20 protein-coding genes are annotated in these 21,093 nt (G+C 61.9%); 5 read left to right on the top strand and 15 right to left on the bottom strand.

The window, feature by feature from the left end; translation table 11 throughout:
- Window positions 1-69: 69 nt before the first annotated feature.
- Window positions 70-3,540: a hybrid sensor histidine kinase/response regulator gene (locus tag BT204_RS16315; protein WP_072447494.1), complete on the top strand. Its 3,471-nt coding sequence runs from the start codon at window positions 70-72 to the stop codon at window positions 3,538-3,540.
- Window positions 3,541-3,647: 107 nt separating this feature from the next.
- On the opposite strand, the gene rmuC is transcribed toward BT204_RS16315, so the two are convergent.
- Together rmuC and BT204_RS16305 are read right to left on the bottom strand one after the other, a co-directional pair.
- On the bottom strand, window positions 3,648-5,012 hold the full coding sequence (gene rmuC, locus BT204_RS16310) for a DNA recombination protein RmuC (RefSeq protein WP_169918249.1): 1,365 nt from the start codon (window positions 5,010-5,012) through the stop codon (window positions 3,648-3,650).
- Window positions 5,013-5,187: 175 nt separating this feature from the next.
- Entirely contained in the window at window positions 5,188-5,511 is a 324-nt protein-coding gene (locus BT204_RS16305) for an SEL1-like repeat protein (protein ID WP_034128342.1), read from the bottom strand.
- Window positions 5,512-5,968: 457 nt separating this feature from the next.
- Between BT204_RS16305 and BT204_RS16300 the strand changes: the two genes are divergently transcribed.
- From BT204_RS16300 to BT204_RS16280, 4 genes are all read left to right on the top strand, one after another.
- Window positions 5,969-6,274, top strand: coding sequence for a hypothetical protein (locus tag BT204_RS16300; RefSeq protein WP_072447492.1), 306 nt, complete (start codon window positions 5,969-5,971; stop codon window positions 6,272-6,274).
- 442 nt (window positions 6,275-6,716) lie between these two features.
- Window positions 6,717-6,941 (top strand): hypothetical protein, encoded by a 225-nt coding sequence (locus BT204_RS16290; protein WP_034128340.1) that lies wholly within the window; start codon window positions 6,717-6,719, stop codon window positions 6,939-6,941.
- Window positions 6,942-7,219: 278 nt separating this feature from the next.
- A complete protein-coding gene (locus BT204_RS16285; RefSeq protein WP_054899027.1) occupies window positions 7,220-7,702 on the top strand; it encodes a hypothetical protein in 483 nt (160 codons plus the stop codon).
- Between the two features lie 145 nt (window positions 7,703-7,847).
- The gene (locus tag BT204_RS16280) at window positions 7,848-9,125 is read left to right on the top strand and encodes an OmpP1/FadL family transporter (RefSeq protein WP_003193026.1); all 1,278 of its coding nucleotides are present in this window, start codon (window positions 7,848-7,850) and stop codon (window positions 9,123-9,125) included.
- A gap of 64 nt (window positions 9,126-9,189) precedes the next feature.
- Here the strand turns inward: BT204_RS16280 and BT204_RS16275 are convergent, their stop codons facing one another.
- From BT204_RS16275 to cobO, 13 genes are all read right to left on the bottom strand, one after another.
- Window positions 9,190-9,741: a glutathione peroxidase gene (locus BT204_RS16275; protein WP_034128338.1), complete on the bottom strand. Its 552-nt coding sequence runs from the start codon at window positions 9,739-9,741 to the stop codon at window positions 9,190-9,192.
- A 150-nt stretch (window positions 9,742-9,891) separates the two neighbouring features.
- Window positions 9,892-11,091: an MFS transporter gene (locus tag BT204_RS16270; RefSeq protein ID WP_175550973.1), complete on the bottom strand. Its 1,200-nt coding sequence runs from the start codon at window positions 11,089-11,091 to the stop codon at window positions 9,892-9,894.
- 63 nt (window positions 11,092-11,154) lie between these two features.
- Window positions 11,155-11,559 carry a MarR family winged helix-turn-helix transcriptional regulator gene (locus BT204_RS16265; protein ID WP_003193031.1) on the bottom strand — a complete coding sequence of 135 codons (405 nt, stop codon included), beginning with the start codon at window positions 11,557-11,559 and terminating at the stop codon, window positions 11,155-11,157.
- A gap of 42 nt (window positions 11,560-11,601) precedes the next feature.
- Window positions 11,602-12,330 carry an adenosylcobinamide-GDP ribazoletransferase gene (locus BT204_RS16260; RefSeq protein WP_054920193.1) on the bottom strand — a complete coding sequence of 243 codons (729 nt, stop codon included), beginning with the start codon at window positions 12,328-12,330 and terminating at the stop codon, window positions 11,602-11,604.
- A gap of 2 nt (window positions 12,331-12,332) precedes the next feature.
- Window positions 12,333-12,908, bottom strand: coding sequence for an alpha-ribazole phosphatase family protein (gene cobC / locus BT204_RS16255; RefSeq protein WP_034128334.1), 576 nt, complete (start codon window positions 12,906-12,908; stop codon window positions 12,333-12,335).
- The gene (gene cobT, locus BT204_RS16250) at window positions 12,905-13,960 is read right to left on the bottom strand and encodes a nicotinate-nucleotide--dimethylbenzimidazole phosphoribosyltransferase (protein ID WP_057976926.1); all 1,056 of its coding nucleotides are present in this window, start codon (window positions 13,958-13,960) and stop codon (window positions 12,905-12,907) included. The genes cobC and cobT overlap by 4 nt, the downstream gene beginning before the upstream one ends.
- Complete coding sequence (cobU, locus tag BT204_RS16245) at window positions 13,957-14,478, bottom strand: bifunctional adenosylcobinamide kinase/adenosylcobinamide-phosphate guanylyltransferase (RefSeq protein WP_060764462.1); 522 nt, start codon at window positions 14,476-14,478, stop codon at window positions 13,957-13,959. Before cobU ends, cobT begins: the two co-directional genes overlap by 4 nt.
- 607 nt (window positions 14,479-15,085) lie before the next feature.
- The gene (locus tag BT204_RS16235) at window positions 15,086-16,537 is read right to left on the bottom strand and encodes a cobyric acid synthase (RefSeq protein ID WP_054899032.1); all 1,452 of its coding nucleotides are present in this window, start codon (window positions 16,535-16,537) and stop codon (window positions 15,086-15,088) included.
- Entirely contained in the window at window positions 16,534-17,523 is a 990-nt protein-coding gene (gene cobD / locus BT204_RS16230) for a threonine-phosphate decarboxylase CobD (RefSeq protein WP_054899033.1), read from the bottom strand. Before cobD ends, BT204_RS16235 begins: the two co-directional genes overlap by 4 nt.
- Window positions 17,516-18,424, bottom strand: coding sequence for an adenosylcobinamide-phosphate synthase CbiB (cbiB, locus tag BT204_RS16225; protein WP_072447489.1), 909 nt, complete (start codon window positions 18,422-18,424; stop codon window positions 17,516-17,518). The genes cobD and cbiB overlap by 8 nt, the downstream gene beginning before the upstream one ends.
- Entirely contained in the window at window positions 18,421-19,071 is a 651-nt protein-coding gene (gene bluB, locus BT204_RS16220; protein WP_034128328.1) for a 5,6-dimethylbenzimidazole synthase, read from the bottom strand. Before bluB ends, cbiB begins: the two co-directional genes overlap by 4 nt.
- Window positions 19,068-20,450 carry a cobyrinic acid a,c-diamide synthase CobB gene (locus BT204_RS16215; RefSeq protein WP_072447487.1) on the bottom strand — a complete coding sequence of 461 codons (1,383 nt, stop codon included), beginning with the start codon at window positions 20,448-20,450 and terminating at the stop codon, window positions 19,068-19,070. Before BT204_RS16215 ends, bluB begins: the two co-directional genes overlap by 4 nt.
- Window positions 20,447-21,058 (bottom strand): cob(I)yrinic acid a,c-diamide adenosyltransferase, encoded by a 612-nt coding sequence (gene cobO / locus BT204_RS16210; RefSeq protein WP_072447485.1) that lies wholly within the window; start codon window positions 21,056-21,058, stop codon window positions 20,447-20,449. The genes BT204_RS16215 and cobO overlap by 4 nt, the downstream gene beginning before the upstream one ends.
- Window positions 21,059-21,093 lie beyond the last annotated feature (35 nt).

The raw sequence follows: 21,093 nt of genomic DNA, 5'->3' as shown, positions 1-21,093 counted from the left end.
CACCAGGCATCATGCGAGACTGTCCAACCGGGCCTGGAATGCCCGGGTGTTCTTATGCTCGGAGTTACCATGACGCTGTCCAGCGGGCTGATCGCCGCCGTTGCCCTGGCCTATATGGCCACTATGTTTGCCATCGCCTTTTACGGTGACCGCCGCCATGCGCCGCTGCCGCCGCGCGTGCGTGCCTGGGTGTATAGCCTGTCGCTGGCGGTGTACTGCACCAGTTGGACATTCTTCGGCGCCGTAGGCCAAGCGGCCGAACAGCTGTGGGCATTCTTGCCGATCTACCTGGGACCTGTGCTGTTGCTGGTGCTGGCACCCTGGGTGCTGCAAAAGATGATCCTGATCAGCAAGCAGGAAAACATCACCTCAATCGCCGACTTTATCGCCGCCCGCTACGGCAAATCCCAGTCCCTGGCGGTGGTGGTGGCGTTGATCTGCCTGGTCGGCGTGCTGCCCTATATCGCGTTGCAGCTCAAGGGCATCGTGCTGGGCGTGAACCTGCTGATCGGCGCCGGCCCCGACACCACCGGAACCCGCGCCCAGGACACGGCCTTGATTGTGTCGCTGGTATTGGCGCTGTTTACCATCGTGTTCGGTACACGCAACCTCGACGCCACCGAACACCACCGCGGCATGGTGCTGGCGATTGCCTTTGAGTCGCTGGTCAAGCTGTTCGCTTTTCTCGCCGTCGGTGCGTTTGTCACCTACGGCTTGTACGACGGTTTCGGCGATCTGTTCAGCCAGGCCATGCTCGCCCCGCGCCTTGAGGAATACTGGAAAGAGACCATCAACTGGCCTTCGATGGTGGTACAGACCGGCGTCGCCATGATGGCGATCATCTGCCTGCCGCGACAATTTCATGTGACGGTGGTGGAGAACATCGACCCCCAGGATTTGCGCCTGGCCAAGTGGGTGTTCCCGGCTTATTTGATCCTCGCGGCACTGTTCGTGGTGCCCATCGCCCTGGGCGGCAAGATGCTGTTGCCCAGCTCGGTGCTGCCGGACTCCTATGTGATCAGCCTGCCAATGGCCGAGGCCCATCCTGCCCTCGCCGTGCTGGCATTCATTGGCGGTGCATCGGCGGCTACTGGCATGGTCATCGTAGCGAGCATCGCCTTGTCGACCATGGTTTCCAACGACATGCTGCTGCCCTGGCTGTTGCGCCGATCCAGCGCCGAGCGGCCATTCGAAGTCTTCCGTCACTGGATGCTGTCGGTTCGCCGGGTGAGCATTGTGATCATCCTGCTGCTGGCGTACGTGAGCTACCGCTTGCTGGGCTCCACCGCCAGCCTGGCGACCATCGGCCAGATCGCCTTTGCCGCTGTGACCCAACTGGCCCCGGCGATGCTCGGCGCCCTCTATTGGAAGCAGGCCAACCGGCGTGGGGTGTTTGCCGGTTTGGCCGCCGGTACTTTCCTGTGGTTCTACACGTTGGTCTTGCCAGTGACGGCGAAAAGTCTGGGCTGGTCGCTCAACCTTTTCCCCGGCCTGACCTGGATGCACTCCCACCCGTTCGGGCTGTCGGTCACCTCGCTGACCCTGGGCACCGTGTTCTCCCTGGCAGGTAACTTCACCCTCTTCGTGTGGGTGTCGATGCTGTCGCGCACACGGGTTTCCGAGCACTGGCAGGCAGGCCGTTTTATCGGCCAGGAAATCAGCCAGCGTGCGAGTGCACGCTCCATGCTGTCGGTGCAGATCAGCGACCTGCTCAGCCTGGCTGCACGCTTCGTCGGGGAAGAACGGGCCCAGCAGAGTTTTATTCGCTTCGCCTATCGCCAGGGCAAAGGCTTCAACCCCAACCAGAATGCCGATAACGATTGGATCGCCCACACCGAACGCTTGCTCGCCGGCGTACTCGGAGCCTCCTCGACGCGGGCGGTGGTGAAAGCGGCGATTGAAGGGCGGGAAATGCAACTGGAGGACGTGGTCCGTATCGCCGACGAAGCCTCGGAAGTGCTGCAGTTCAACCGCGCTCTGTTGCAAGGTGCCATTGAGAACATCACCCAGGGCATCAGCGTGGTGGACCAGTCGCTCAAGCTGGTGGCCTGGAACCGGCGCTACCTGGAACTGTTCAACTACCCGGACGGCTTGATCAGCGTCGGCCGGCCCATTGCAGACATCATTCGATACAACGCCGAGCGCGGCCTGTGTGGCCCCGGTGAAGCGCAAGTGCACGTGGCGCGTCGCCTGCATTGGATGCGCCAGGGGCGTGCGCACACCTCCGAGCGCCTGTTCCCCAATGGCCGGGTGATCGAGTTGATCGGCAACCCGATGCCCGGCGGCGGGTTTGTCATGAGCTTCACCGACATCACCGCGTTCCGCGAAGCCGAACAAGCGCTGACCGAGGCTAATGAGGGCCTGGAGCAGCGGGTGACCGAGCGCACCCATGAACTGTCGCAACTGAACGTGGCCCTCACCGACGCCAAGGGCGTGGCCGAATCCGCCAGCCAGTCGAAGACGCGGTTCCTGGCGGCCGTGAGCCATGACCTGATGCAACCGCTGAACGCTGCGCGGCTGTTTTCCGCCGCCCTTTCCCACCAGACCGATGGCCTGTCCGGCGAGGCACGGCAGTTGGTGCAGCATCTGGATAGCTCACTGCGCTCGGCCGAAGACCTGATCAGCGATTTGCTGGACATTTCGCGCCTGGAAAACGGCAAGATCAACCCACAACGCCAGCCCTTTGTTCTCAACGAGCTGTTCGACACCCTGGGAGCAGAATTCAAGGCGCTGGCCCAGGAGCAACACTTGCGCTTCCGCTGGCGCGGCAGCCGTTTGCGAGTGGACAGCGACATCAAGCTGCTGCGGCGGATTTTGCAGAATTTTCTGACCAATGCCTTCCGTTATGCCGACGGCCCGGTGCTGCTGGGCGTACGTCGTCGCAAGGGCGAACTCTGCCTGGAGGTCTGGGATCGCGGGCCTGGTATTGCGCCCGATAAACAAAAGGTGATCTTCGAAGAGTTCAAGCGCCTGGACAGTCACCAGACCCGTGCCGAAAAGGGCCTGGGGCTGGGCCTGGCGATTGCCGACGGCCTGTGCCGCGTGCTGGGCCATCGCCTGAGCGTGCGCTCCTGGCCGGGCAAAGGCAGCGTCTTCAGCGTGTGCGTGCCGCTGGCCCGTAACCAGACCAGCGTGCAACCCAAGGCGCCCGCAGAAACCGGCCTGCCCTTGAGTGGCGCACGCGTGCTGTGTGTGGATAACGAAGACAGCATCCTGATCGGCATGCGCAGCCTGCTCACGCGCTGGGGCTGTGAAGTCTGGACGGCCGCCAACCAGGCCGAATGCGCGGCATTGCTGGCCGAGGGTATCCGCCCGCAACTGGCGTTGGTGGATTACCACCTGGACCACGGCGAAACCGGTACCGAGTTGATGGGCTGGCTGCGTACGCAACTGGCCGAGCCGATTCCCGGCGTAGTGATCAGTGCCGATGGGCGACCGGAGATGGTGGCCGAGGTGCATGGGGCGGGGTTGGATTACTTGGCCAAGCCGGTGAAGCCGGCGGCGCTGCGGGCGCTATTGAGCAGACATTTGCCCCTGTAGGAGCGAGCTTGCTCGCGAAAAACGTCAATGATAACGCGTGTTTCCTGAATAAACGCGGCGCCTATGAGTTTTTCGCGAGCAAGCTCGCTCCTACAATTTAGCCCCTTTTATTCCGGGAGATGCGCCACGCCATCCGAATCGGTCATCGCCCGCTCCAGCAGATCCGCCGGCAAGCTCTTGCTGGCGCGGGCACCGAGCAACCTGAGTTGCTCGGTACGGCTGACCAGGTTCCCACGCCCATCCGTCAGCTTGTTGCGCGCCGCGCTGTAGGCCTTGTCCAGCTGTTGTAGCCGGTTGCCCACTTCGTCCAGGTCCTGGATAAACAGCACGAACTTGTCATACAGCCAACCGGCACGCTCGGCAATTTCCCGTGCGTTCTGGCTCTGGCGCTCCTGCTTCCACAGGCTGTCGATCACGCGCAGGGTGGCGAGCAGGGTCGTGGGGCTGACGATTACAATATGGCGGTCGAAGGCTTCCTGGAACAGGTTGGGCTCGGCCTGCAATGCCGCAGAAAAGGCAGCCTCGATCGGTACGAACAGCAGGACGAAATCCAGGCTGTGCAAACCCTCCAGGCGCTTGTAGTCCTTGCCGGCCAAGCCTTTGACATGATTACGCAGGGACAGCACGTGTTGCTTCAAGGCGGCCTGGCCAATCACCTCGTCATCCGCCGCAACGTACTGTTGATAGGCGGTCAAGCTGACCTTGGAGTCGACCACCACCTGCTTGTCGCCCGGCAACATGATCAGCACGTCGGGCTGGAAACGCTCGCCATCCGGGCCTTTGAGGCTGACCTGGGTCTGGTACTCACGGCCCTTCTCCAGGCCCGCGTGCTCCAGCACCCGTTCAAGAATCAACTCGCCCCAGTTGCCCTGGGTTTTCTGGCCCTTGAGGGCGCGAGTCAGGTTGGTGGCTTCGTCCGACAGACGCAGGTTCAATTGCTGCAGGCGCTCAAGCTCTTTGGCGAGGGAAAAGCGCTCACGGGCTTCGTTCTGATAGCTTTCTTCGACACGCTTCTCGAAGGACTGGATACGTTCCTTGAGCGGGTCCAGAAGTTGGCCCAGCCGCTCCTGACTGGTTTCGGCGAAGCGTTGCTCACGCTCGTCGAAGATCTTGCCGGCCAGCTCGGCAAATTGCGCACGCAGCTCGTCCCGTGAGCCTTGCAGGTCGGTGAGTCGTTGCTGATGACTCTCTTGCTGCTCGCGCAATTCGGCGCTCAGGGCAGCGGCCAAGGCGTCAAGGCGACGCAGTTCGGTTTCCTTGGCGCTGCGGTCGAGGTTCCAGGCGTGCGCGGCATCGCGGGCGTTATCGCGGTCGATCTGCAACAACTCGACTTCACGGCGCAGCGCCGCCAGGTCGGCTTGTTTGGCGGCATTGGCCTGGCTGAGGTCACTGATCTCATCGCGACTGGCGTCCAGTTGCGCGGCGAGCCCTTCCTGGGCCAGTTGCGCGGTTGCCAGGCGTTCTTCCAGCAGTTCCCAACCGGTGGTGCGTGCGGTCAGGCGCCGCTGGAGTTGCCAGCACAGCGCCAGTAGCGGCACGGCTGCACCCACAAGACCCAAGGCGATACTGGTCCAGTCAAACACCATAGCCATTTCTGCCATCACCGAAAAAGATCAAGGTTAACCAAGCCTAAGGCCGGAGGACAGCTCAGTCTTCGACCTGCCCCAGTTCGCGCTGGGCGCGACGGTCGCCGGCGCGGGCAGCCGAACGCAACAAATCGTGGCCGATGCGCCGGTCACGGGCATTTCCGCACTCGCGGCACATCAGTTGGCCAAGACGGCTCTGAGCGGCCACCACGCCTTCGCGGGCGGGCTGCTTGAGCAAGCGTCCGGCGAGATGCTTGATATTGGTGCTCTGCCCCAGGCGCGGGCTGTCGAGCAGCCACAATGCGACCTTCAAGGAAAAACGCTTGGGTGCGGTAACAGTTTGGGGCGTGTCGGTAACAGAAGGTGATACTGAGCGAAACTTCATAAAGCACTGTGGGGCAGAACGGAAGGCGCGCCACTCTACTCTTTTTTTCGTACAGGTAAAGCTGAAAAAACCGTGCACGCCCGTCCTAGAGCAAGCGCTCGGGACAATCCACAGAAGCTGTGGATAACTCAGTGGACAACCCCCCTAGAACAGGCGCAAAGCCCCATGGAACGGGGGCCGCAGTCAAACTGACGATTTTTTCACCAATAAAAAAAAGCGAGATTTTTCATTGACTTAAATTTTGATTACAGGCAAATGGGCGCACTTGCACACCAGTGAGAGCAGGGTTACACCCTTGGCCACAAATGTGCACAAGTCCCGATCGACTGGTTATATCGGCGGCGTTTTTTGATTCAACACCGGTTAAACATGTTACTGACCGGGCAAACCCGAGGGCTTTTCAAATCCGCCTCGGCTCGCCACACTGCGCCACCGACAATGCAAACCAGTAGGGCCGATGAAAGGAATTCTGTTATTCGCCGGGCTGCTTCTGGCCATCTGCGCGACCTCCCTGGGAATCAATGCGGCGCTCCCCTCTCCGGACGGCGCACTGTTCGCCATTGCTATCTTGCTGTCAGCAGCCTTTACCGCCGTGGTCCTGTGCATCGAACTCAGTGACGGAAAGATCAATGACATGCGCGAAGTGATCCACATGATCGAGACCGGCCAGTCCTTGCGATTGACGCTCGCCGCCTATGGGCTGGGGTGCGCCCTGGCCGCGTCCATGACCATACTGGTCTATCGCGAGTTGCTCGGCGGCTGATCGAAGTTTTTTGCAATCGGCCTTCCCTTCCCTGTTTCAATCCGTTACTATCCGCGGCGTTAGTACCAAGCTGAAAGTCAATTCTGGTCGAATACGTCCCCTGAACCACATGGGATCGGCCACCTCGATGGTTTCCAGGTATTCCTTGCGACGACACTGCCTTTGAACAAGCAAAGGGTGGCGCGAAGTTCCAATACTCTGACCGAACCAACCTGCAAATTGATCAGGATCTTCACCCCGGGCCCAGAACCTTTGCCCCTGTTGTGTTGCCTGCCCTCCTAAGTACCTACCTGCCAGCCCAAGCGCGCCTAATTCCATAGCGCTTCAAACTGGCTGCTTTGTTCCAGTCGGGTTCTTCGTTTGATCAATGGTGATCAGCGTTACTGGAACGTTTTAACGTTGCACGGTTCTTATCCGTGTCATTTGTAGGAACACCAATAATATGAACGCTCAAATCCACACTCAGGATGCCATTCGCGCCCTCACCAACGCTTTTGCCCCAATGAACTGCCTGATCATGGCTGCTCGCAAAGGCTGCTTCAGCTTCACCCTGGTCAACGAACACGGCATCGCTCGTCACAGCGAACGCCTGTACCCCGATCAATACTCCAGCGCAGAACCGCTGCAGGCCGTGATCGATCGTACCCGTCAGGCACTGACCGCCTGATCGACCCGCGTCGCTGAAACCTCAAAAACCCTGTTTGAACAACAGGGTTTTTTATTGCCTGGAATTTGGCCTTGAGTCCGTGGCGCTAAGTACAAATCGATATAAACGTTATAACCGATTGCAGAAGATGTTTTAAAAACAGTCCTTTACATCAGGAATATGACACTACACTTCAAGTCAAGCGGCATGATCCGCTTACGACGGGCCTGAGATCCGATTCATTGCTGCCAAGCTCCCCTTCTCAGGCTCGTCCACTCTTTGCAAGGACTGAGGCTCGTATGGGTATTGCCGCCAGTGAATTGTGTCGCTATGTGATCCGGCCGACGCTGATGTACCTCGGCCGTCACAGCTCGACAGCCGAATCCCTGCTGCTGGGAATTGCCGCCAGCCAGTCAGAACTGGGCTCGGCGCTGCATGACCGGCGCGGCCATGGCCTTTACAGCATCACCGAACCACGTCACCGCGCCCTCTGGGATGACTACCTGGCCCTGGACCCTGAACGCGCCAGCCTGGTGCGCGGGCTGGCCAGCCAACATGCGTTCCTCAGCGCGCCTCAGTTGGAGTTGACCGTGAACCTGCGCTACGCCACGGCCATCGCCTGGTTGCTGGTGGAACAACAGCGCCCTGCCCTACCCGCACCCGGCGATGTGCTGGCCATGGCGCGTATCTGGAAAGAAATATTCCATCCACAAGGCCGCCTGCGAGATTTCACCCAAGCGTGGCAAACCTGTGTAAGCCCCATGAAACAGGCAGCTTGCTGACCGGGCAAATTGCAAGATTCGGCAAAAAACGGCAATTTTGGTCGGATTGTCCTACAAAACCGCTCTATCTCCTGCATTACAGCCTATAGCGCGATGTGAAATTTATTGATACTTTCCGCAGCGGTGATCACACGGAGTTCTAATAATGAAAAAAGTAATGCTCAAGACCACACTTAGCCTCGCCGTTGCCATGGCATCCTCCCAATTGTTCGCCAGCGGCTTTGCCCTCAACGAACAGAGCGTCAGCGGGATGGGTACCGGTTTCGCAGGTCGCTCTTCTTCTGCCGATGATGCGAGCACTGTGTTCGGTAACCCTGCCGGTATGGCACGCCTGGAAGGCCAACAGATCACCGGTGGCGTTGCAGCCATTGATGCCTCCACCGATATCAGCAATGTCAGCGGCCGCTCCGCTGGCAGCAACAAAGGCGATATGGTGCCTTTCACTGCCGTGCCTTTCGGTTTCTACACCAATAAGCTCAACGACCAGTGGGCTGTCGGCTTCGGCGTCTATGCGCCGTTCGGCCTGGTAACCGACTACGAAAGCGGCTTCCAGGGCCGTGGCTTTGGCAGCAAGAGCGAAGTGAAAGTCATCACCTTGCAACCGACCGTCAGCTACGCCTTCAACGATCGCGTTTCCGTGGGTTTTGGCCCGACCATCAACCGCATCGCCGGCACCCTGGAATCGGACCTGACGCTGAACCCTCGCGCGCCAGACACCAATATCAAGATCAAGGGTGACGACACCGCGCTGGGCTTCAACATCGGCGTACTGGTCCAAGCCACCGATACCACCCGTGTCGGCCTGACCTACCACTCCAAGGTCAGCTACAAGCTGGACGGCCACACCGAAGTCACCGCACCGACCGCGACCTCGCCGTTCCTGCGCAGCAACCGCTATGACGCCTCGCTGAAAATCGACACACCTGAGTCCTACGACCTGTCCGTCACTCAAGACCTGACCGACGCGTGGAAACTCTATGCCGGTGCAACCTGGACACGCTGGAGCCGCCTGAAAGACATCACCGTCAAGAACGAAGGCGTCAGCGGCGCTACTGGCGGCGCGCTTGCCCCAGGCTTGGTCAGCACAATCAAGGAAGACCAGAACTGGCACGACACCTGGGCCTACGCCGTGGGTACTTCGTACCAGCTCACCAAGCAAGTGGTACTGCGTACCGGCCTGACATTCGACCAGTCGCCTACCAACAACACGGATCGCTCACCGCGCATCCCGACCGGCGACCGTACTATCTTCAGCCTGGGCCTGGGCTACCAGGTCATGGATAACATGACCATCGACCTGGCCTACTCCTACCTGAAGGAAGAGGACGTCAAGATCTCGCGCTCCAACCAATTGGCCAGCTACAACGCCAAGTATGAAAACAGCGCCAACGGTTTCGGCTTGGGCATGACCTACAAGTTCTAACCGCAGTCGTATAAAAAAGCCCCGCTCTCCTGTGAAGGAGGCGGGGCTTTTGTTTGGCTGACGGTCAGGGTTTGGAAGCCAATGCCTGTTCCACCGCCTTGATCAGCTCCGGACTGTCCGGCTTGGTCAGGCTAGAAAAACTGGCAACCAGATTGCCCTGGCGATCCACTACATACTTGTAGAAGTTCCACTTGGGCGCGGCGTCGGCCTGCTGTGCAAGCACCTTGAACAGGTGCACCGCATCCGGCCCCTTGACCTTCTGCGGCTCGGTCATGGTGAAGGTCACGCCATAATTCACGTAGCAGACCTTGGCGGTTTCTTCCCCGGTCTTGGCTTCCTGTTTGAAGTCATCGGACGGCACGCCGATCACTTCCAGACCTTCGCCCTTGTAGCGCTGATACAACGCTTCCAGGCCCTTGAATTGCGGGGCAAAGCCGCAGAAGCTCGCCGTGTTGACGATCACCAAGGGTTTGCCAGCGAATTGCTGGCACAGGTCGATGGATTCCTTGGCCCGCAGCTTGGGCAGTTGGCCCTCCAGCAACGGTGGGCAACTGGCGGCCATCGCCACGCTGCCAATAGCCATCAGGACGGGTACAGCGAGCCAGCGCATCTGCATGTCAAAAGTCCTTGAGTCAGTTCAGACCCACAACTTAGCAGATCGCCATGCCCAGTTGCATCAACGCCAGGCCGCCCCGTTGCCAACCCCACCAGGCCAGCAGCAACAACCCCAGCCCCACAGCCAACAGCATAAGACGCGCTGTCATGCTCATGCCGCCTCCATCTGCGCCTGAATGCGCGCCACCGGCCGCTCACGCACCGGCCAATTCAGCGCGGCGGCAAGCAGGCTGAGCAAAATTGCCACCTGCCAGATCAAATCGTAGCTGCCGGTTCGATCATAGACCACCCCGCCCAGCCACCCGCCGAGGAACGAGCCCAGTTGGTGGAACAGGAACACGATCCCGCCGAGCATCGAGAGGTTGCGCACCCCAAACAGGGTCGCGACGGTGCCATTGGTCAGCGGCACCGTGGACAACCACAAAAAGCCCATCGCCATGCCAAACAGATACGCCGTGAATTCGGTGACCGGCGCCCACAGGAACAACACAATCACTACCGCCCGCAACAGATACAAGCCGGTGAGCAGACGTGGCTTGGACATGCGGCCACCGAGCCAACCCGCCGTGTAGGTGCCAAATACGTTGAACAGGCCAATCAAGGCCAGCACCGTGGTGCCCACCGTGGCCGGCAGGTGCTGGTCGACCAGGTACGCCGGCAAGTGCACACCGATAAACACTACTTGGAAACCGCACACAAAAAAGCCGAAGGACAGCAGCCAGAAGCCGGAGTGGGAGCAGGCCTCTTTCAGCGCTTCACCCAGGGTTTGCTGGCCCACCGTGACCGCCAGCGGCCGGTCCTTGAGCATGGCGACCAGCGGCAGGATCAACGCCACCATCAAGCCCAGCGCCAGCAACGCTGCGGACCAGCCCAGCCAACCAATCAAGCCGAGGGTGCCGGGCACCATGGCGAACTGGCCGAACGAGCCAGCGGCGCTGGCAATGCCCATGGCCATGCTGCGCTTTTCCGGCGCAACGGCGCGGCCAACCACGCCGAGAATCACCGAGAACGAGGTGCCGGACAGGCCAATGCCAATCAGCAAACCTGCGCTCAACGACAGTGACCACGCGGAGTCGGACATGCCCATGAGCACCAGGCCGACGGCGTACAACACCCCGCCGACAAACACCGCCTTGGTCGCGCCGAAACGGTCGGCCAAGGCCCCGGTAAATGGCTGCGCCAAGCCCCAGATCAGATTCTGCAAGGCGATGGCAAAGGCAAAGGTTTCACGCCCCCAACCGAATTCGCTGCTCATCGGCGCCAGGAACAGGCCAAAGCCATGCCGTACGCCCAAGGACAACGCCAGGATCAGCGCACTCCCTAAAAGGACCCAACCACTGGTGCGCCACATCGAGGTCATTTCTTATTCTCCGTTCGCGGGTATATACCCGCTTGTAGTCGAACAAACCGCCATTCAGGCGAGTTCATCCAGCAAGGCCAACAACATTTCGCGCTTTTCGGCGCCGAGCTTATCAATCAGTTTCTGTTGCGCTGCTTCCCACGCCGGCAACGCAGCGGCGAGCCGTTCATGGCCGGCGTCAGTCAACACCACCAGGCGGTTGCGCAAATCGTCACCCTCGACCAACTGCACCAGCCCCTCACCTTCCAGGACGCGCAGGTTGCGCCCCAGGGTGCTGCGATCCAGGCCCATGGCGTCCGCCAGGCTGGAAATGCTCGGCTGGTCGAGACGCTGCAGGTTGCACAACAGAGAATACTGGGCAACGTTGATCCCGAAGCCGTCGAGAGCGCCGTCGTAGTGCCTGCTGACGCCACGGGCAGCCCGTCGCAGGTTGGTGCATAAACATTGGGAGGCAAGCATAGAGCGTGTATATACCCGGAGTTAATCAATTGCAAGAAAGCGTTACAACGCCAGCCCGACCAGCACCGCGACTTCAAGCAGCTCCAGCAGTGCGCCAGCAGTGTCGCCCGTGGTACCGCCCAGACGCTTGACCATCAACTGGCGCAGCCACACGAAACACAGTGCCGCCAGCAACACCGCGATGCCGCCGCTGAAACCGCCGATCAGAATGCAGGCCAACCCGCTGAGGATCAGCACCTGTTGGCCGACAATTCGCGGCAGATGGTCTGACAGTGCCTGGCCCAATCCGCCCGCCCGCACATAGCGCGTGCTGAGAAACAGCGCCAGCATCGAAGCGCGTCCGATCAGGGGCGCCAGGATCAACGCGGCGCCATTGTGTTGTTCGATCAATGCCACCAGCGCGCTGAACTTGAGTAGCAGCACCAAGCCCAGGGTGACCACCGCAATCGGGCCGCTGCGCGGGTCTTTCATGATGCTGAGGGTGCGCTCGCGGTCGCCAAAACCACCCAGCCAAGCATCGGCGCTGTCGGCCAGGCCGTCCAGGTGCAGGCCACCGCTGAGCAACACCCAGGCTGTGAGCAGCAACGCGGCGTGCAACAGCAACGGGGCGCCCTGCAACACCTGGTTGAGGCCCCATAACAGCACGCCGAACAGCAACCCAACCAGCGGATAAAACAACAACGAACGGCCCAGTTCTTGAGGTTGCGGCATGCCCGGCAAGCGAATGGGCAGGCTGCTGAGAAATTGCAGGGCGATCCAGAACGGCAGCATCGTCAGAGTCCTTCCTTCAACACACCATCGGCTTCAACCTGCAGGCCGAACAAGGCACCGTGCCCCACTTCAACATTCAGCAGTTGCTCACGGGGCAACCCTCGCGCCTGAGCCAGCAGCAGGCGCATCACACCGCCATGACTGACCAACAGCACGCGCTGGCCCGCGTACGCCTGATGCAGCCGGGCGACAGCGCCAAGCACGCGCTCGGAAAACTGGATGACAGGCTCACCCTCCGGCGGCGTGAAGCCATAGGGGTTGGCCCAGAACAAGCCCAGCCCTTCGGCATCGGTATCCATCAACGCGGCCGCACTCTGCCCTTCCCAGGCGCCGAAGTGAAGCTCCTGCAAGTCAGGCTCCAGACTCACCGGCAAATCAAGTTGCGTCCCCAGCTCCCGGGCGAACAGAGCGCAGCGTTGCAGCGGCGAGCTGATCAGCCGATCCCAGGGCCCTTGCCCCACCACTGCGTCGCGCATCTGCTGCCAGCCGTTGGCGGTCAGCGCATCGTCCAGGCTGCCACGCAGGCCGCCGCCCAGCTCGGTTTCGCCGTGGCGCAGCAGGTCCAGGCGCAAGGTCATGCGGGGCGATCCGCCACGGCGGCTTCGGCGAAGGTCGCCATCTGCCCGTGCAGCGCGCATGCCAGACGCAACAAGGGCACCGCCAACGCCGCGCCGCTGCCTTCGCCCAGCCGCAGGCCCAGTTCCAGCAACGGTTGCGCATCGAGGCTGTGCAGCACATGGCGATGACCCGGCTCGGCACCCCGATGGCCGAACACCAGCCATTCGCGGCATGCCGGGTTCAAGCGCACCGCCACCAGCGCGGCCACGCTGCAGATGAACCCATCCACCAGCACCACCATGCCTTCCTGGGCGCAGGCCAGGTAGGCGCCAACCAAGGCTGCAATTTCAAAACCGCCGAGATTGAACAGGGTTTGCAACGCATCGCCGCGCTGACCGGCGTGCAACGCCAAGGCGCGCTCGATGACCGCGACCTTATGGCTGACCCCTGCGGCGTTCAAACCGGTACCAGGGCCTGTAAGGTCAGTGACCTGGCAATCCAGCAATGCGCAGGCCAAGGCACTGGCGGCGGTGGTGTTACCGATGCCCATCTCGCCGCCGATAAACAGCTGCGCGCCGCCTGCCAGGGCGCGGTGTGCGCTGTCTCGCCCGGCTTGCAGGGCCAGTTGCCCCTGAGACTGAGTCATCGCCGGGCCATGCACGAAATTGGCCGTGCCCGCGCCGATATTCAGGTGACGAACGCCGGGCAAATCCAGGGACGGCGTGACCGTCCCAAGGTCAACCACTTCCAATTGCGCTTCCAGTTGCCGCGCCAACACACTGATTGCCGCACCACCGGTGACAAAGTTTTGCAGCATCTGCCCGGTCACCGCCTGGGGAAATGCCGACACGCCTTCAGCGACCACGCCGTGATCGCCGGCAAAAATCACGATCCACAGGTGATCCACCGACGGTTTGACCTGGCCCTGCAAACCCGCCAACCGCACCGCCAGGGCCTCCAACTGGCCGAGGGAGCCAGCGGGCTTGGTCAACTGCTGCTGACGCGCCAGCGCCTGTTCGTGGGCTGTGGCATTCACCGTCTTGCAGGGGTTGAGCCACCAGGAGTCGGTCATAACGCAGTACCTTTCAAAGTCAGGGGCAGGCCGGCAACCGTCAGCACAACGCGCTGACATTGCTCGGCCAAGGCTTGATGCAGCCAACCGGCTTCATCCACATAACGGCGAGTCAATTCGCCCAGCGGCACGACACCCAGACCGGTCTCGTTGCTGACAAAAATGATTTCCCCCGGCAGCGAAGCCAGGGTTTGCAACAGTTGATCACGCTCGCACGCAAGGCGCGCCGGGTCTTCGAGCATCAGAAGATTGGTGAGCCATAAGGTCAGGCAATCCACCAGCAGGCAGCGATCAGTGGCGGCGTTCTCTCGCAGCACACGCGCCAACTCGATGGGCTCCTCAACCAGGCCCCAATGGTCGGGGCGACGCTGGCGGTGCAAAGTGACACGCTCGTTCATCTCACCATCGAGCGGCTGGCTGGTGGCGATATAAATGACGGCAAGCCCGCTCTCTGCTGCAAGCTTTTCGGCCAGACGGCTCTTGCCCGAACGGGCGCCGCCGAGGATCAATTGATACATGCAAAGGCCCCTGACAAACAATGTGGGAGCGGGTTTGCTCGCCAATAGGGTGTATCAGTTAATGCACCTATGGCTGACCCACCGCATTCGCGACGGTCTGACAGCCGGCGCATATCCATCTGATGCTCCGCAATCCAAATGTGGGAGCTGGCTTGTCGGGTCGCCGCATCGCTGCGAAGACGGCCTGACAGCCAACTGGGATGTTGGATTAGACCGAGTGCATATCCGTTATGTAGGTAACGGCCACTTAGGGTTCCGCCCTGACGGCGGCTCACTTTTGAAAAGCGCAAAAGTAAGCAAAACGCTCTTGCCCCACCACTCGGCACCTCGCCTAGGCTCGGTGTGCCCGTAATCCGACAGGGATTTTGGGGGCCGCCGCCACGCGCCATCCATGGCGCGGGGCGGCTAAACCGGCATCCCTGCCGGTTTACCCCCCAAATCCCTGTCGAATTCCGGCCAGCGTGGTTTAACGGGGCGCCTAAGATCAAAAGCAGATCAAGAGCGGCTCGCTTCGCATCGTGGTTACCGTTGAGCACTACAGCGTTGTGCAGATACACATGGCTATCGCAGGCAAGCCAGCTCCCACAGTTGGATGGTGTGAACACCGTCAGATCCCACATAGCTTGCGCAACAAATCGGTGTCCAAGTGGTGCTCCACCAAGTCCGCCAACCGCTCGATATCGCGCTCGCGCAAGCCGTGATAATCCACCTCTTGCACATCCTGCAACCCGGCCCAACGCAGCAACGCGCTGCACGCAGCCGGGGTCTCGAACAGGCCGTGCAGGTAGGTGCCTAGAATTTGCCCATCAGGGCTCTGCGCGCCATCGCTGCGGCCATCGTCCAGCAGTACCGCAGCGCTTGCCAAGGCAGCGCCGCAAGTCACCCCCGCATGGATTTCATAACCGCTGACGTCGGCATCTTCCAATACCAGACGCCCACGCACATTGCGCAGTTGTTTCTCTTGTTCCAGGGTTGTGCTGAACGCCAGCAACCCAAGGCCGGCACTGGAGCCCGCAAGCCCCTCCAGGCCCAATGGGTCATGGACTTGCTCGCCGAGCATCTGCAAGCCGCCGCAGATCCCCAGTACCTTGCCGCCATAACGCAGATGCCGCGCCACGGCAGTATCCCAGCCGTTGGCACGCAGATAGGCCAGGTCACTGCGCACGCTTTTCGAGCCCGGCAGGATGATCAGGTCAGCAGCAGGTATCGCCTGGCCCGGCCCGACGAACTGCAAGTCCACCTGGGGGTGCAAGCGCAGCGGGTCGAAGTCGGTATGGTTGCTGATGCGCGGCAGCACCGGCACCACCACCTTGAGCACCTGGGCGGCCTTGTCGATCTGGCGCTGGTCGATGCCGTCTTCCGCCTCCAGGTGCAGGTCCATCACGTAGGGCAGCACGCCGACTACCGGTTTGCCGGTCCGCGCTTCGAGCCAGTCCAGGCCTGGTTGCAGCAACGCGATATCGCCGCGAAAACGGTTGATGATGAAGCCCTTGACCCGGGCCTGCTCACTGGGCGACAGCAGCTCCAGGGTGCCGACCAGATGGGCGAACACGCCGCCGCGGTTGATGTCCGCGATCAACAGCACCGGGCAGTCCACCGCTTCGGCGAAGCCCATGTTGGCAATGTCATTGGCGCGCAAATTGATCTCGGCCGGTGAGCCCGCGCCTTCGACGATCACCACCGGGTAGGCCTGGCTCAAACGCGTGTGGGAGGCCAGCACCGCTTGCATCGCAATGGCTTTGTAGTCGTGATAGGCCACAGCATTCATGCTGGTGACAGCACGGCCATGGATGATCACTTGGGAGCCGGTGTCGCTGTTGGGCTTGAGCAACACCGGGTTCATGTCGGTGTGGGGTGCCAGGTTGGCAGCCTGGGCCTGCACCGCCTGGGCACGGCCGATCTCGCCGCCTTCGGCGGTCACCGCGCTGTTGAGCGCCATGTTCTGCGGCTTGAACGGCGCCACCGCGACGCCCTGGCGTACCAGCCAGCGACACAGCGCAGTCACCAGGGTGCTTTTACCGGCGTCGGAGGTGGTGCCCTGCACCATCAACGTGGTCATGTGGCGTCCTTGTAGGCGGCCAGGGCTTCGTCAAGGCGCAGCCAGTCGGCGTCGGTGCCGGGCAGGCCCAAGCGCACGCTGCTGTTGTGCACAAACAAGCGCAGCAGGATGCCGCGTTGGGCCATGAACTCGTACAGCCGTTCAGCGTGAGGGGTAATCAACCACTGGAACAATGCGCAGCCACCGTGAGGTTGAAGGCCGCGGCGCTCAAGCAACTCGAACAGACGCTGGCCGGCTGCGATGCAACGACTGCGCTGGCGCGCATGCCCGTCGGTGTCGCGCAGGCACACTTGGCCCAGCACCCGCGTCGGACCACTGACAGCCCAGGGCCCGACCTGTTCGGCCAACAGCTTGAGCAACTTGCGCTCGGCCAGCACAAAGCCCAGGCGCACGCCGGCCAGGCCGAAGAACTTGCCGAATGAGCGCAGCACGATCAAGCCGACCTGATCGGCATGGCTGGCCAGGCTCAAGTCCGGGGTCACGTCAATGAATGCCTCGTCCACCACCAGCCAGCCACCGCGCTGGGCCAGCCGCGCATGCCAGTCCAGCAGGCGTTGCGGGCTCAGGCTCAAGCCGGTGGGGTTGTTGGGGTTGACCACGACCAGCACGTCGAGGCTGTCGAGAAAGAAGTCGACTTCCTGCTCCTGCACTTCACGCACCACATAACCGGCACGGCGCCAGGCTTCGGCATGCTCGGCGTAACAGGGCGAAAGCACGCCGACCTTACCGGAACGACGCAGTCGCGGCAGCAGTTGGATCGCTGCCTGGGAACCCGGCACCGGCAGCAACGGGCCGGCACCGTAATACTCGCTGGCAGCCTTCTCCAAGCCGTCATCGGTTTCCGGCAAGCGCGCCCAGGCACGCAAGGGAATCTCGGGAATCGGCCACGGCCAGGGCGCCAGGCCGCTGGACAGGTCGAGCCAATCCGCTTCGGCAATGCCGTACTCAATCGCGGCCTTACGCAGCCGACCACCATGTTCAAGCATAGATTTGCGCCCCCACGCACAGGACCAGCAGCCACAGCCACACGCCGCGCTGCACCAGTTGCCAGCCGCGATCAATGGAATCGGCGTCGGCCGGCGGGCCTTCGCCCAATGGCGGGCGCTGATGCACCTCGCCGTGATAAATCGCCGCGCCGCCGAGTTCCACACCCAAGGCTCCGGCCCCTGCCGCCATCACCGGGCCGGCGTTGGGGCTGTCCCAGGTCGGGCCCTGGGTGCGCCAGCATTTGAGCGCCAGGCGGGTTTTACCCAATAGCGCGTAGGTTAAGGCCACCAAACGCGCAGGAATATAGTTGAGCACATCATCGATCCTGGCGGCTGCCCAGCCGAAACGCTCAAAGCGCTCATTGCGATAGCCCCACATGGCGTCCAGGGTGTTGCTGAGGCGATAGAGCACCACGCCTGGCACACCGGCCACCACGAACCAGAACAACGCAGCGAATACCGCATCGCTGCCGTTCTCCAGCACCGATTCGGTGGCTGCGCGCGCGACTTCAGTGCGGTCCAGTTCGCTGGTCTGGCGGCTGACCAGGTAACTCACACGCGTGCGCGCTTCGTCCAGGTCGTCACTGCGCAGGGCCTGGGCCACCGGCATTACGTGCTCGCCCAGGCTGCGCATGCCCAAGGCGCAGTACAGCGCCAGGATCTCCAGCAGCCAGCCGATATAAGGCGCCCACGACAACGCCGTGGCCAGCAGGGTCAGCGGCACCACCGCGATAAACCACGCGGTCACACCATGGCTGCGCCAGCCACGCCCGCCAGTATTGAAACGTTGCTCGATGCGCCCGGCGAAATTGCCGAACGCCACCAGCGGATGCCAGCGCCTGGGCTCACCCAGCAGCGCATCCAGCGCCACCGCAGCCACACACAGCAAGGCCACACTCATTGACTCACTCCCCACTTGTTTTCATACAGCATGTCACTTAGCGGTCGCGGCTCGGCCCAGCCCTCGAGCTGCAACATCGGTGCCGGGTAAAACTCTGCCACCGGGCCCAGGCACAACACTGCCAGGGGCTTTGCGCCGGGTGGCAAACCCAGCAACTCGGCCAGGGCCTGGGGGTCGAACAGCGAAACCCAGCCCATGCCCAACCCTTCCACGCGCGCCGCCAGCCACAGGTTCTGGATGGCGCAGGAGAGCGAGGCCATGTCCATTTCCGGCAAGGTGCGGCGCCCGAAGATGTGGCGCTCGCGATCGTCCATCAAGGCGGCGACCAGTACCTCGGCGCAGTCGCTGATGCCTTCGACCTTGAGCTTCATGAACGCATCGGAGCGCTCGCCCAAAGCTTCGGCGGTGCGCACGCGCTCTTCTTCCACCAACTGTTGAATCTGGCTGCGCAACGAACGGTCGCTGATGCGGATAAAACGCCACGGCTGCATCAGGCCGACACTGGGCGCCTGGTGCGCGGCGTGGAGCAGGCGTTGCAGCAGTTCAGGCGCGACGCTGCCACCGCGGAAGTGGCGCATGTCGCGGCGTTCGGCGATGGCGCGATAGACGGCCTCGCGATCGGCTTGGGGGAAAGCGTTGTCAGTCATGGCCTCATCGGGGGCAAGCCCCCTCCCACATTTGGAATGCATTCCCCTGTGGGAGCTGGCTTGCCTGCGATAGCTGTCTCAAGGTCTGGCGCGAACAACGCGGCCACCGCGCCAGGATTCGACGGAAAATAAAAGTGCACATAGGACGCCGTCATCCGCCCCTGTCGATAGACCGCCTCGGCACCGCGCCCGCCGTTAGGGCTAAGCCCACGGGCAATCGGCGCCCATTCGGTACTGGTCAGAGAATGATGATAGGTATGCCCACGCAAGGTCCCCTCCGGCAGCTCGACACTTTGCAGCGCCAGGGCCGCGAGTTTCTTCTGCATCACCGCATCGCCTTGCAACAAGCCAACCAGTTCGGCGCGTGTACCGTCCACATCGGTCAAGGAGTCGAGCAGATAGAGCATGCCGCCACATTCAGCGAGCAGTGGCTTGCCAGCGGCGTGATGAGCACGAATTGCGCCCAGCATCGAGGTATTGGCCGACAATGCCTGGTGGTGCAGTTCCGGATAGCCGCCGGGCAGATAGAGGCTGTCAGCTTGAGGCAATTGGCGATCATGGATCGGTGAAAAGAACTTCAACTCGGCGCCCATCGCCCGCAGCAAATCCAGGCTGGCGCCGTAGGTAAAGGCAAAGGCTTCGTCGCGGGCCACGGCAATCCGCACACCGGCCAGCAAGGGCTCGGCCTCGACCACTTGCGGCGCGGCAAAGGTCACCGGCGGCGGCAGGGCCACTTCGCAACTGCTGCCCAACGCCTGGGCGGCAGCATCCAAGCGTATATCAAGGTCATTCAGTTCGCTGGCTTGCACCAGGCCCAGGTGGCGGCTGGGCAGTTCGATGCCGGTCTCACGGGATAACGCGCCGTACCAACGCAAGCCCTCGGTGAGGCTGCCTTCAAGCAATTGCGCATGGCGCAGGGTGCCGACGCGATTGGCCAGCACGCCGGCGAACGGCAGGTCGGGCTGATAGCGCGCCAGCCCCAGGGCCAAAGCGCCGAACGTCTGGGCCATGGCGGTGCCATCGATCACGCCCAGCACCGGTACACCGAAGTGCCGCGCCAAGTCAGCGCTGGAAGGCGTGCCGTCGAACAGGCCCATCACGCCTTCGATGAGGATCAGGTCAGCCTCCCCCGCTGCCTCCCAGAGCAGGCGGCGGCTTTCCTGCTCGCCCACCATCCACATGTCCAACTGGTACACCGGCGCGCCACTGGCACGCTCGTGGATCATCGGGTCGAGAAAGTCCGGCCCGCATTTGAACACGCGCACCTTGCGTCCCAGGTTGCGGTGCAAACGGGCGAGCGCGGCGGTGACCGTGGTTTTGCCCTGGCCGGACGCCGGAGCGGCGATCAATACGGCCGGGCAATGACGGGGCTGATTCAAAGTTCGACGCCTTTCTGTGCCTTGATACCGGCCTGGAACGCGTGCTTGAGCATGCCCATTTCGGTGACGGTGTCGCCCATTTCGATCAGCTCAGGCTTGGCGCCACGGCCGGTGACCACCACATGCTGCATGGGCGGGCGGGCTTGCAGGTCGCTGAGTACCTGGTCCAGGTCAAGGTAACCGTGCTTGAGGGCGATGTTCAATTCGTCCAGCACCACCAAGCCGATAGAGTGGTCATTCAACATGGCCCGGGACACCGCCCAAGCCGCTTCGGCAGCGGCGATATCGCGCTGGCGATCCTGGGTTTCCCAGGTGAAGCCTTCGCCCATCACATGAAAGTGCACCTGCTCGGGGAAGCGGCGGAAAAACAATTCTTCGCCAGTGCTGTTACGCCCCTTGATGAATTGCACCACACCGCATTGCATGCCATGCCCCATGGCCCGGGCCAACATGCCGAACGCCGAACTGCTCTTGCCTTTGCCGTTGCCGGTCAGCACCAGCAGCAGGCCGCACTCATTGGGGGAATTGGCGATGCGCTCGTCAATCACGGCTTTTTTGCGCAGCATGCGCGCCAAGTGGCGTTCGTCGCGGTCGGGGGAATCAGTCATGGCAGCTCTCCGTTGGGGCTGGACAAAAACGGCGG

The sequence above is a fragment of the Pseudomonas sp. NFPP02 genome (assembly GCF_900119355.1).
In the GTDB taxonomy this organism is placed as follows: Bacteria; Pseudomonadota; Gammaproteobacteria; order Pseudomonadales; family Pseudomonadaceae; genus Aquipseudomonas; species Aquipseudomonas paracarnis.
The sequence above is the reverse complement of the archived record's forward strand: the minus strand, read 5'-3'. Positions and strand labels throughout refer to the sequence as shown.